Source organism: Dyadobacter tibetensis Y620-1 (genome assembly GCF_000566685.1).
In the GTDB taxonomy this organism is placed as follows: Bacteria; Bacteroidota; Bacteroidia; order Cytophagales; family Spirosomataceae; genus Dyadobacter; species Dyadobacter tibetensis.
This window is the reverse complement of record NZ_AZQN01000006.1, coordinates 201580-214215: the sequence shown is the minus strand read 5'-3', so window position 1 is coordinate 214215 and position 12636 is coordinate 201580. Positions and strand designations below refer to the sequence as shown.

Below are 12636 nucleotides of genomic sequence, written 5' to 3'. Positions count from 1 at the left end.
AAAAGTAAAAATGGAGACGTGGAATTATAAACCTGGAAGCCATTTTAAGGAGCGTTTTATTGCCCAGCCAGCATTTATCGTCTGGCATGGGTTGAGATGTATTGTTGATCACACCAGGCACCTTTCTTGGGTTGTCCTCGCTCCTATGTCCCGTTTCACTCTTCTCCCTTTCCTCCTTATTTCTTTTTCTTGTTTTTCACAAAAAACGCTGTCCCTGCATGAAGCCATAAGCCTGGCGCAGAGCCAATCACCATTTTATCACCGTGCCAAAAATACGTATGAGCGGAGCTATTGGCAGTTTAGTAATTTTAAGGCTGGTTTTAAGCCTCAAATCAGGCTTAATGCAACCGTTCCTACTTTTTACCGGGCCATTAACCCCATTACACAACCGGACGGCTCCATACAGTTTGTGCGTGTTTCCCAGGCTAACAACAGTTTAGGGCTAAGTGTATTACAAAACATAGGATTTACGGGCGGAACCTTGCAGGCGGGTACCAGTCTTCAACGTACCGACAATTTTTCCGGAAATCAGTCAAGCTATTTTCTATCCACACCGATACAACTATCGTACACACAAAACTCCCTTCTTTATAACGATTTTTATTGGAAGAGAAAACTCGAACCGGTATTGTTTGAAACGGCAGGCCGAGGATACGCCGAAGATATGGAACTTACCTCGCTTGAAGCGGTCAAATTGTTCCTTGAGGGCCTTGAAGCGCAGGTCGCTATTGATATTACTGAGGCCAACCAGGCCCAGGCAGATACGCTGTACAACTTGTCGCAGGAAAGATTTGCCATTGGCACCGTGCCCCGTACCGATTTGTTACAGTTGGAATTGAATATGCTCAAAGCAAAAAGTGAACTGAACGACAATAGAATTGCTAGAGAAGAAGCGATAAGAAGTCTCAAGAGGGTTTTAGGGTTAGGTGACGAAGATCGTCTTCATTTGTTGGTTCCATCTATACCGGAGGAAATAAGCATATCGTATGAAAAGGCATTGGAACAGGCGCAGTTTAATCGGCCAGCCATACTGAAATTTCGTAGCGAACGCCTACAAGCCGACCAAGAAGTTGCTAGGGCAAAAGGACAAAACAGCCTGGAACTAAGCCTGATAGCCAACCTGGGCACACAGCAAACTGCTGCCAGGCTCGGAGATTCGTACCGTGGCCTGCAAAATCAGCAATATATTGGCGTTACGCTCGACGTTCCTATTCAGGACTGGGGCTATCGTAAATCCCAAATACGGCTAGCGCAGGCCAACCGTGAGCTGGTGGAAGTAAACATGCAACAGGAAGAGCTGATTTTCGAACAGGAAATATACATGCAGGTACTCAGGTTCAACCAAAAGTATAGTCAATTACAAATTGCAGGTAAAGCAGATACCGTTGCCCAGCAACGATTGGCAATTACCAAGGAGCGATATCTGTTGGGCAAGCTAACAATACCGGATTTAAATCTAGCGCTGCAAGAAAGCGTTACTGCAAAAAGGGGGTTTATTCAGGCTTTAAGCGATTACTGGTTATTATTTTACACGCTCCGGCGGCTGACTTTGTATGATTTTCTAAAAAATGAACCACTTAAATATAAAAAGGAATGAGGTTGGCTACAAATGAAAAGTTTAAGGTGAATGTCGTCTTCAACCTCAGGATGGAAGTCAACCGCCCCACCCTCCCTAATAAAGAGAAGGAGTCGGCAATTATTATCCGCTGGTAAATGGTACGCTACCTCATATACCGTCCCATTGGTACCTGCGTAGTGGCACTCACGTTGGTCGTGTTGGGCATTATTGTTACCAGATTGCTACCCGTTTCGTTATTGCCCGATATTCCCGTTCCTGAAATTACTGTACAAGCAAGCTATCCAAACGCCGATGCCCGACAAATACAGCAGATAATAGCTCAGCCATTGCGGAATCAGCTTCTTCAATTGAACCATCTCGACGATCTGGAAGCGATATCCAATGATGGTCAGGTAATCATAAAATTACGATTCGACTACGACACGGATGTCAGTCTAGCCTATCTGGAAGCCAATGAGAAGATAGACATACTCATGGAAAGTCTTCCTAGAGATATGCAAAGGCCGAGGGTTATCAAAGCCGGAGCCGGTGACATTCCAGTGTTTCAACTGAATGTGCAATACAAGGATGATAGCAGCGATTTTCTTGAACTTAGTAATTTTTGTGAGAATGTGCTGAAACGGCGGCTGGAACAATTGCAGGAAATCTCATTTGTTGATATGACCGGATTGGCCATGGCGGTAGTGCTTGTGCAACCCAATATATCCTCCTTGCAACAGACAGGTGCTACCCTAAACGATCTTTCGGAACTGATCAGAAAACAGTCTGGAGAGCTTGGAAACGTCATCATCAAGGATGGCCCCTATGAATACAGCATTAGCTTTGAGGCTTCTTTGAGGAATACCAGGGATATTGAAAATCTGTACTTTAAAATTGGGAAAGAAAATCCGCGGCTTATAAGACTGGGGGATGTTGCCAAGATTTCGATACAAGAACAGAAACCTACCGGCTTATATACTTTCAATGGAAAAAGGGCGATTGGTATGGCGGTAATCAAACAAAATGAAGCCCAGCTATTGCGGTTGAGGGAAACCATGAACAGTTTGGTCAAAACTTTCGAGAAGGACTACCCCCAATTAGATTTCAAAATAAGTCAGGACCAAACAGAGTTGTTGGACTTGTCGATTAGTAACCTGATAAGCAGTCTCATTACAGGTGCCCTTTTGTCTTTTGTAATGATCCTTTTCTTTATGAAGGATAAAAGAATACTATTATTAATTGGCTTGGTTATCCCCATTTCCTTAACAATCACCCTTTTGGGATTTTTTGTGTTTGGCATATCCATCAACATCGTTTCACTGGCGGGGCTCGTACTGGGTATCGGGGAGATTATTGATAGCGCAATCATCATCATTGAAAACATTGAACAGCATCTGGAACGGCAGCAAGAAATCGGTGCGGTTTCCATTTCGGATGCTTGTATACACGGAGCCGAGGAAGTGATAAAACCATTGTTCACTTCCGTTTTAACCAACTCGGCAGTATTTCTGCCCTTGCTCTTTTTAAGCGGGATAGCCGGAGCACTGTTTTTCGATCAAGCCATTGCTGTTTCACTGGCTCTGGGCATTTCATTACTTACTTCCTACACCTTTATTCCGGTCATGTATTTTCAATTTTTCAAAAACACCAAACCTGCGAAAAGCCTACCGACCGCTGCATCAAGGATGTCCTTAAAGCTGTATAACAGGGTATTTTACTTTGCCATGAAACACCCTGGAATAATGGTCTCCTTTTGGGTTTTGCTGACATTGGGCTCCATTTGGGTAGTTAAACATATTGATAAAAGAGGGATGCCCGCCATTAGCCGTACGGAGCTGGAAACATACGTCAACTGGAACGAACCCGTAAGTCCTCAGGAAAGTGATCGACGCTTGATCAGCATCATCAATAAGCTAGATGTCAAGCCTTTGGAGACAGGCTTGTTTGTAGGGCAGCAGCAATTTTTATTAAATAACCGTCTGCATCAATCTTCTACTGAGGCATTGGTTATTGCCAAGGTGAATTCTCCCGCTGCCTTCGATTCCCTTGATTTGGCGATCAGCAAAAGCATTCAACAGGATTACCCCTCTGCAGTATATGAAACAAGACCCGCCCTTAACGTTTTTGAACAGTTGTTCCAAACAGCAGAGTCACCTTTGCGTATATTATTATCGGGACGCCACAGCCAGTTATCTCCAACACTTGCTATGGTTGATTCCACCAATAAATTGCTGGCCAAAAACGGAATTATTGTTCAAGCACCGCCTAGGAGAGAGCGTATTCAATTACACGTTCAAACAGACAAACTTTTATTATACAATGTTGATGCAGAACAGGTAATAAAGGTGTTGCGAATGCAGCTAAATAATGAAAACATTGGCATACTACGATCTGACCAGCAACAAATCCCCATTTTTTTAGGTAATCAGACATCTCCTTTGGGTTTGCAGGATTTACTTAACAAAAGTTTCGTGACCAATCGGGACGGTCAGTATATTTCCCTGAAAGAATTCTTGAATTATACCAAAAGTGTTGATTTTGCAGCGTTGTATATGGGAAAGGATGGATCTTATGTGCCTTTAGAACCGGAAGTTAAAAATGAAAATGTTCCTGCTCTCAGAACAAAAGTAGAAAATCTTCTCTCCAGCGTAGAGATGTTATCTTCACAGTTTACAGGAAGTTACTATCGTAATTTGTCATATATTGAAGATTTGGCCGGCATTATCCTCATTGCCGTCGGGATGCTGTTCTTTATTCTTGCTGCGCAGTTCGAATCGTTGCAACAACCCTTCATCGTGTTACTGACGATCGTTTTTGGCACCACAGGGGCACTGGTGTCCCTTTATTTGGCAGGCAATGGCCTTAACATCATGTCGGCCATTGGGTTGATCGTCTTGATCGGCTTGCTGGATAACGATTCAATTTTGAAAATAGATACTATGAACCGTACCCGTGATACCTTGTCTCTAATGGAAACGATCCGAAAAGGAGGAGAAAAAAGGCTGCAATCTCAATTAATGACCTTATTGACAACCGTACTGGGCCTACTACCCATACTTTGGTCATCAGGATTGGGTGCTGAGCTACAAAAACCTCTGGCATTGGCTGTAATAGGAGGCATGTTGTTGGGTGTGTTGATCTCATGGACTTTTATTCCATTGACGTATTATTGGTTAGAGAAAAATCGTGTTGAAAGAAATAAAAAATCTTAGGTGCCATTTCTTTGACAAGGTTCCTAACCGCCTGAATCCTTGAACCATTTTGTAGCTTAAACAAGCACAAAATGATGGCAGATGAATTGATCAAGAATATTCGCATAATTGCTAATGACGGAAAGTTTCAATGGAGGTAAGAATAAGCATATTTAACTCAATTACGATTATAATGTCTGTGAAAACCATACCACAATGCCGCACCTACAGCGCTAACTTTCGACGGTCAGCAATGCGTATTATATGGCAGTTGTTGCCAAGACCAATGCCTTGCTCCGGTTCCTTGCTCTAAACATTCCAGGAGTTCGGCAAACTCATTTTTTAGCGAGAGGTATTTTTTAGCCAGCCGCTTGAGTTGCTTGTCAAATGGCGGTATGGTCAGAACATTATAGCTGATTCAAAAAAGTTACAAAACTCTGCCCACATCTCTCCTGAAAGAGAAGACTTCACGATAGAAGAATTATCTAAGATAAAATGACAACCCCAGCCGAAAACGGTTCCCTCTTATCATATCATTCGTATTCGAGTCTACAACTAAAGGCAAATTATACTGAGTCTGCAATCCCATATTCTTACCGATCCGCAAACTCAAGCCAACGGCCCAAAACATGACGTAATGATTGGTATTCATCGTGATTTCTTCTCCTGCAATCGTCGAGGCTCCTGTCAATTTCCCAAAGTTATAACCTGATGATAACTGTACAAAGGGCGTTAGCCGGAAGGGTAGGACATAATAACGGGTGTATACTTCGGGTGTAAAAGCAAATTCCTTTAGCCCACCCCGCTTCAGACTTGCCCAGCTGTTTCCCCGCTTCGAAAAACGGTTTGCCATAGACAACTGAACCCCAACCACCCATCGATCCGCCACCAGATAACCGGCCTGGGGCGTCAATGACCAACCTGCCTTTTGTTCACTATTATTCGCTGAGCCATTCAATGTAAAAGTAAGGGCTCCTTTTTGTAAGTCCTGATAGGTGGGACGCTCTATTGACCTATCCGCATGATTAGAATCAACACCCTGCTGTGCAAATGAATACCCCGCAATGAGGAGACAGGCCAGAAAGAAAATGGATGCTTTTGTCATGGTCAATTTTGAATATTAATATTGTTGTTTAAAATTTCAATGTATAGCCTATATAAGGCAAGATGGGTAGGAAGGAAACCTGCTTGATAACAATCCGGGTGGGGGAATTAAGGTTTTGCTCTGTCTTCAGATCCAGATATAGCGGATTGCTCCTATTATAAGCATTATAGAGGCCGAGTCGCAACTCAGCTTTTCGCTTGTGAGGCGTTACCAACGATTTGCTAGCACCTAAGTCTAGCCGGTGAAACGCAGGCATTCTTCCGTTGTTTCTTTTATCGTATATAAATCGGGGACCGCCACTGTCGTCAGTAACGAAAGCACTCTCGGGCAATGTAACGGCATGTCCGGTCTGATAAATAAAATTGGTATTTAATTTCCATTTTTTACCTAGGACATAGCTTGCTGTGATGGATAGATTATGGCGTCGGTCATATTTCATCGGGAACCAGGCAGCGTCGTTGATTTCCGAAAATCTCCTTTCCGATTTTGACAAGGTATAGGAAAACCAGCCATTGAATTTGCCCGTCTTTTTACTCAGCATAAACTCAATTCCTTTTACACGCCCCTTTCCATTTTTTATAACAATATCATCCCAGGACTCAGCCAGTAGTCCGGTAAAATTGGTACCATCCGGATAGTCTATCAGATTTTTCATCTTCGTTGTATAAACTTCAACAGATAGATCCAGACCAGGGCGAGGAAAAGTTTTGTACACTCCAACTGAGATTTGATTGCTTCTGGATGGCACAACCTTGGCGGTAGACGGAAGCCAGGCATCATAGCCAAATCCAAAGCCATTATTGGTGAGCAGATGAACATATTGATTCATCATCGTGTAACCACCTTTGAGAGTCCAGTTGGCTGGAAGGTCCCAGCTCAACCCCAAGCGAGGCTCTGGATTCAAAAACGTACGATCTTCAACCTGATAGGTACTATAGCGTAGACCTGGATCAAAGCGTAATGTCGGCGTGATGGCGATAGCAGCATCAATGTAGAGGTCTAGCTGCGTTGCCGGAAGCTTGTCTTTTTTTGTATCGTTGGGTGCATCATTATAATTGCTTTCGGTAACAAATGGGCTAAAGGAGTGTCTGGTGACGTCCAATCCAAACTTCAGAGTTGAACGGTTGTTCAGGAAATAATCGAACTGGGCCTTACCGCCTAAGTCCACTACGCCGGCATTTGTGTTTCGAAACAATTTTACGGGATCAACATTCAACTTTATATCGTCAAAACGATTGGTCATCTCACTGGTATATTTCGAATAGAGTAGAGCGAATCGGGCAAAGAGTTTTTGAGAAAAAACCTTACTATACCGGATCGTTGCCGTGGTGTTACCCCAGTTGTTCCCTAGGGCCGCTTCCGTTTCCCTCCCGCCGTTAGCACTCCATTCACTGTAGGTAAAGTGGTCAAAACCATTGTACACACTGAAGTAGATCTGGTCTGTTTTATTGATCGGGTAGTTGAATTTTGCATTGAGATCGTAGAAGCGATACTCCCGTGTTTCACCATATCCGCTCGACTTCTTCGGCTGCAACAAGGAAGATAGGCCTAAGGTAGAGATCCGACCCGACACAATAAACGAAGCCTTGTTACCAATGATCGGCCCTTCCAAAGTAAGATTTTGGTTGAGGATGCCGATGCCCACTTCTCCGCCGAATTTCTGATTGTTCCCGTCTTTCATGGTGAGGTCTATCACCGAGGCCAGCCTGCCGCCATAGCGGGCAGGGAACGCTCCTTTGTATAATTCAACCGACTTTAAAGAACTTGGATTGAAAACCGAAAAGAATCCACCCAGATGGGTAACATTATAAACGGGGACTTCGTCCAGTAAAATCAGATTTTGATCGGGTGTCCCTCCACGGATATACAAGCCAGCACTGCCCTCCGTACCAGTCGAAACACCTGGTGTAAAGCTTAAGGCCTTCAGCACATCCACTTCTCCCAACAACGCTGGCATTGATTTTATTTTATCCATCGACATCGATAGCCCTCCAATGGGCATAGTCTTCATCTTATCTTCCTTCACCGTAACCTCCTGTAGCAGATAATCTTGTTTAAGTCTGACCTCTAAGGGATATTTGAGTGAGGTAAAATCTGCGATGTAACAGGGCGAATAGCCAACAAAGCTCACTGTAAGTGGGTGGTCACCCGAAGGAATTTCCAGACTAAAAAAGCCATAAGCGTTGGTCTGCACGCCCGTTTGTGACAGACTATCTTTTACGGTGGCGCCTACCAGAAGTTCCCCGGTGGCCTCATCACGGACCGTTCCACTTATGATCAACTTCTGAGAAAAGGTGGCCTCCATACCAGCGAGGAAAAGAAAAGCCATTAAAAAATATTTTGTCATGGTATTTCTATCGTTTTTTCATTGGAAGCAAAAATGAGCCCATAGCCATTCTTAATGTTGGTCAATGCTCTTTGCGGAGGAAGCACCAGAAGGTCAGCGCCCTCAGGTTGGTCATATTCAATTTTGGCATATTCAAAAGCCTCTTTTGTTACGCTCCCAATGCGCAGCATAACCTTATATGCCGACTCTCTATCATTACCCGCTATGATATAAAATTTTATGGGGTCTCGTGTATCTGGTAGGCACTTACTCTTCATTAAAAAAACGGTAACAAGCCGATCATAGGTAATTCCTGCCGTTTCACTAAAATAGGTCCCTATTTTTTCCTTTGCCCAGGTATGACAATCTTCTTCCTGGGCGGGTATATTGTCGGTGGCACCATACGGAGCAGATGAAACCGTATCTTTCTTGTAGTAAGATAAAAATGTGAGGGTATAATATTTCTCGACCTCCGAAAGCTTTTCTGGGAAGTTTAGGCTTACAAGGTCCTGAGGTGTCTGATGGTTGATTTCACCAGGAACATTTCGGTCTCTTTCAACGGTTACATCCGGTAGTTCCAACGGCACCAATACCGGCTCCGATTCGGCAGTAGGCAGCATGGGCGCAGAAGCTATTACAATATAAGTCGCCCCTGTCTGTATCTGGCGATCGGATACGTAAACACCCCTTTCACTAGCATGTGGAGTTAATTCAATAGATTCTTTACCATCCCGTATTATTTTCACCTTTGCATCTGAAACGGTAACGTCTTCCGGAATATAGCCAACGGGAGTGAAGGTTCTGGTAACCTGTATTCTTATGGGAGCTCCCGCTTTAAGTTTCCCCCATAAAACCAGCTTATCGCCTGCATAAGGAATATCCAGATCTAGGCTGGACTCCTTGCACCCCGACACCATTAGCAATAGTAAAATACATAAATACCTCATATGTACATTAAAAATGATTCAGCAAAACGTTGGAGACGCTCATCAATATTACATGGTTTAAAGGTTAAATGCTCCCTTTCATTCTTTATGTGTCGCGATAAAAATGGCCAACCGATGTGCTGATTATCAATGCTGCTTCAGTGATTGGTATAATGATTTAAACAAATAATCGCCTCGCCCTTGATCAAGTAAAGCTTGGCGGGGTGTTGTTTGGCAAAGGTAAGAAACAACCCTTCCAATACTTTCTGACATATGTCAGAAAATTACGATCGATAAAAAAATACGAATCCAAGGAATTGGTTTTATATTGAAGCAATAAGCTTGATTAAACGCTTACCAGCTTGTGGCACTGTCCCAGATTGTAGCATAGTTAAGGATACGATCGTGGCAGATGCTATTTCAAATTTCCCAGCTGATATCGGTCAGTTTGGTATTTAGCTTGTAACTTTGCAAACCTTAAATCAACTTGTCTTTTACATGGCTGATACCAACGCCCCCCACCTTATTCGTCATATACCTATAGCCATCATCTTCGGTGTGCTTTCCACCGTCATCAGCTTTTACAGTGAAGGCATTCATTTGCCCTTTATGATTATGCTCCTTTTGAGTGTTGTGGCGGGCTGGCTCGAACCCCGGAAAGGCTGGATATTAGCCTTGACCATGGGCGCTAGCACGCTCGTCAGCTATTTTATTATCAGTAATACAGAGCTAATGGTAGCCCAAAGAGAGGATATTGCAACCTTTTCCGTCTATCTGGGTTGCACCCTACCCCTCGTCGGCAGCTATATGGGCGGGTTCTTTCGACGAGCTGTCAAAAATGGATAAAAATGAATTTTCCATGCATATTAAAGCATCCTTACTTATATTTGCCTAAAATGTGACCTCTAGGTCACCAACGGTCTACTCTATAGTGAAAGCAAGATCTCAACAAATCGTCGCACTCAGCCTGCTGAGCCTAATGCTTGTAAAAGTATGGGTGATTCCTTTGTTGTATCTGGACTTTGAAATCCGCCGCGATTATATTGTCGCCAATCTATGTGAAAACAGAACACGTCCCCAGCTTAATTGTAACGGACAATGTTTTCTGGCCAAGAAATTAGCAGCAGTACAAGAGCAGCAAGAAAAAGAGGCGGCACAGAACTATGTCATCAAGTTGATTGATGCGCCCGCTCAGCTGCTTGCTTTCTACCAACTGTCTACCCCTATCCATCGGATAAAAACCATCATAAAAACTGGTTTCATTTATTCATCCCTATTCATTATCGGGGATGTAGCCTCCGACATATTCCATCCCCCCATTATAGCCTAAACGGGAAGCACCAAGGATTTTAACGCTATTAGCCTTTAAAAATGAGCGGATTACATTTATAATCCCTCCTATTGATATGCCATTAAGCCGTTTGATCTGCTTCCATTGTCCCTTTCCAAAACAAAATCAATGTTCCCACCGTTTTCAGGATGGGTTTCATATATAAACCTATTTTACCCTCTGCAAAGCAGTTGTTTGCTAACTGAGGCGCTACCTTATATTTTAATAAAATCATGAAATTTTCGATCCGTATATTCCTTGCTTCTATTTGTGCAGTATTTGCCATGGTACTCGTTTCATGTGACAATAATATGGCTCCCCTGGAACCTCAGGCCAGCACGGGTAGCCTAAAATTAGAATTCGATAATGTCGTAGGAGACCGTGACCTAAAGCTGGATACTGATTTTTATACCAATGCTGCTGGCGAGCGCTTCAATATTACCGCCTTTAATTACTATATTTCCAATATCAAACTTATAAAATCTGATGGAAGCAGTTTCACCCTACCCCAAGACTCCAGCTATTTTCTGGTACGTGAAAATGATATTGCTTCTCAGGTTCTGGACCTGAAAAATATTCCTGTAGGAGAATACACCGGCGTAGAGTTCATGGTGGGTGTAGATAGCTTACGGAGTGTTTCGGATGCCAGCAATAGAAAGGGCGTACTAGATCCCGGCTATTCCGAAGTAATGTATTGGTCTTGGAACTCAGGTTATATTTTCATGAAAATGGAGGGCACTTCGGAGTCCATTAACACGGCAAACGGAAAATATTATTTTCATATTGGCCTTTTTGGAGGGTTGGAAAAGGCCACCTTAAATAATATTAAGACGGTCAGGGTCGATTTTGCCGGAAAGAAGGCCTCTGTAACCGGTACCATGGCCCCCCAGGTTCACCTGCTTGCCGATGCGATGAAAGTAATGAATGGCAGCACAGTGGTAAGTGTAGCCGCCACTCCAGTGGTAATGGCCTCGGACTATAGCAAAAATGTTGCTGACAATTATATCAATATGTTCAGTCTGGATCATATCCATGCCAATTAACGCCTTTAAAATCGTAAATCGGATGAAAAGGAAATTCAAGGTACAAATGCTATTCTGGGGTCTTCTGGCTTTGGTGGTAGCATCCTGCAAATCCGGGACGGGAGATTCTCCTGAACCGGAGCCGACAGGTCCTACCCCATTAACCTGGAGCAAACCCAGTCATTTCCCGGATCCGGTTTACGATCTTTCCAAAAATACCATGACCGAAGAAGGGGTCGAGCTAGGCAGATTCCTGTTTTACGACGGCATTCTGTCGCGGACTGGAAATATTGGCTGCGGCACCTGCCACCAGCCAGCGGCTGCTTTTACCCACCACGGCCACGATCTTAGTCATGGCGTCGACGACCGGGTAGGTGTACGCAATTCCCCATCAGTTCAAAATTTGGCCTGGAACACCTCCTTTTTTTGGGATGGTGGTGTGCATCATTTGGACTTGGTCCCGCCTGCCCCTATAGAAAATCCCGTGGAAATGGACGAAACTCTGTCTAATATTCTTGAAAAACTAAGGAACACGGGCAAGGCCGGCAGCAACAGCAAGGTCAATTACCCCAAATTGTTTCAAAAGGCCTATGGGACTGAGGAGATCAATTCGGAACGTATGCTCAAAGCCATGTCACAGTTTATGATGACCCTGGTATCAGCTACCTCGCGGTACGACTATTATGTGCAGGGCGACCAAAATGCGTTGAACAGTCAGGAGAAGGAAGGGCTGAGCATTTTCCAACAAAAATGCGCCTCATGCCATACCGGCACCTTGTTTACCGACCATAGCTTCAGGAATAATGGGCTTAGTCCCAACCGAATAGACGACAAAGGAAGGTCAGCCATTACCTTGGACGTAACTGACGATTATAAGTTTAAGGTGCCCAGCCTAAGAAATGTAGGACTGACTGCTCCCTATATGCATGATGGTCGGTTTTATAGCTTGGAGGAAGTGTTGGATCATTACGCCAACAATCAAAACTCCAGCAAATTATCCGTTATTGAGGTATCGCCAACTCTGGATCCCTTGCTATTGCAAGACCCGAGCCGACCGGGCATCAGAATCAGTACGGCAGAAAAATTAGCACTCATTGCCTTTCTACGAACTTTAAACGATGAGCAGTTTACCAAAGACCCTCGTCACGCGGATCCAGGAGTTGGAAACGCATTTTAAC

General features: G+C 43.9%; 9 protein-coding genes. 6 read left to right on the top strand and 3 right to left on the bottom strand.

From position 1 onward, the window contains the following. Nucleotides 1–10 precede the first annotated feature (10 nt). Together X939_RS0116460 and X939_RS0116450 are read left to right on the top strand one after the other, a co-directional pair. Complete coding sequence (locus X939_RS0116460) at nt 11–1597, top strand: TolC family protein (RefSeq protein WP_084299517.1); 1587 nt, start codon at nt 11–13, stop codon at nt 1595–1597. Between the two features lie 116 nt (nt 1598–1713). After that, nucleotides 1714–4770, top strand: coding sequence for an efflux RND transporter permease subunit (locus X939_RS0116450; protein ID WP_025764393.1), 3057 nt, complete (start codon nt 1714–1716; stop codon nt 4768–4770). A gap of 460 nt (nt 4771–5230) precedes the next feature. Here X939_RS0116450 and X939_RS0116445 read toward each other — a convergent pair whose 3' ends face one another. The 3 genes from X939_RS0116445 to X939_RS0116435 are packed head-to-tail and all read right to left on the bottom strand — an operon-like array spanning nt 5231 to nt 9127. Then, the gene (locus X939_RS0116445) at nt 5231–5854 is read right to left on the bottom strand and encodes an outer membrane beta-barrel protein (RefSeq protein ID WP_025764392.1); all 624 of its coding nucleotides are present in this window, start codon (nt 5852–5854) and stop codon (nt 5231–5233) included. A 28-nt stretch (nt 5855–5882) separates the two neighbouring features. Next, nucleotides 5883–8183, bottom strand: a complete 2301-nt coding sequence (locus tag X939_RS0116440; protein ID WP_198034434.1) for a TonB-dependent receptor — start codon at nt 8181–8183, stop codon at nt 5883–5885. Nucleotides 8184–8197: 14 nt separating this feature from the next. After that, entirely contained in the window at nt 8198–9127 is a 930-nt protein-coding gene (locus tag X939_RS0116435) for a DUF4249 domain-containing protein (protein ID WP_084299515.1), read from the bottom strand. A gap of 477 nt (nt 9128–9604) precedes the next feature. On the opposite strand from X939_RS0116435, the gene X939_RS0116430 reads away from it, so the two are divergent. From X939_RS0116430 to X939_RS0116410, 4 genes are all read left to right on the top strand, one after another. Beyond that, complete coding sequence (locus tag X939_RS0116430; RefSeq protein WP_025764389.1) at nt 9605–9952, top strand: hypothetical protein; 348 nt, start codon at nt 9605–9607, stop codon at nt 9950–9952. An 85-nt stretch (nt 9953–10037) separates the two neighbouring features. Next, on the top strand, nt 10038–10436 hold the full coding sequence (locus X939_RS0116425) for a hypothetical protein (RefSeq protein WP_131694790.1): 399 nt from the start codon (nt 10038–10040) through the stop codon (nt 10434–10436). A 233-nt stretch (nt 10437–10669) separates the two neighbouring features. Beyond that, nucleotides 10670–11479 (top strand): MbnP family protein, encoded by an 810-nt coding sequence (locus tag X939_RS0116415; protein WP_025764387.1) that lies wholly within the window; start codon nt 10670–10672, stop codon nt 11477–11479. A 22-nt stretch (nt 11480–11501) separates the two neighbouring features. Then, nucleotides 11502–12635 carry a cytochrome-c peroxidase gene (locus X939_RS0116410; protein ID WP_025764386.1) on the top strand — a complete coding sequence of 378 codons (1134 nt, stop codon included), beginning with the start codon at nt 11502–11504 and terminating at the stop codon, nt 12633–12635. Nucleotide 12636 lies beyond the last annotated feature (1 nt).

Excerpts from the sequence above, each read along its gene's own strand:
- X939_RS0116410 (WP_025764386.1), top strand. The coding sequence starts at position 11,502 with ATGAAAAGGAAATTCAAGGTACAAATGCTATTCTGGGGTCTTCTGGCT.
- X939_RS0116450 (WP_025764393.1), top strand. The coding sequence starts at position 1,714 with ATGGTACGCTACCTCATATACCGTCCCATTGGTACCTGCGTAGTGGCA.
- X939_RS0116435 (WP_084299515.1), bottom strand. The coding sequence starts at position 9,127 with ATGAGGTATTTATGTATTTTACTATTGCTAATGGTGTCGGGGTGCAAG.
- X939_RS0116460 (WP_084299517.1), top strand. The coding sequence starts at position 11 with ATGGAGACGTGGAATTATAAACCTGGAAGCCATTTTAAGGAGCGTTTT.
- X939_RS0116415 (WP_025764387.1), top strand. The coding sequence starts at position 10,670 with ATGAAATTTTCGATCCGTATATTCCTTGCTTCTATTTGTGCAGTATTT.
- X939_RS0116440 (WP_198034434.1), bottom strand. The coding sequence starts at position 8,183 with ATGGCTTTTCTTTTCCTCGCTGGTATGGAGGCCACCTTTTCTCAGAAG.
- X939_RS0116430 (WP_025764389.1), top strand. The coding sequence starts at position 9,605 with ATGGCTGATACCAACGCCCCCCACCTTATTCGTCATATACCTATAGCC.
- X939_RS0116445 (WP_025764392.1), bottom strand. The coding sequence starts at position 5,854 with ATGACAAAAGCATCCATTTTCTTTCTGGCCTGTCTCCTCATTGCGGGG.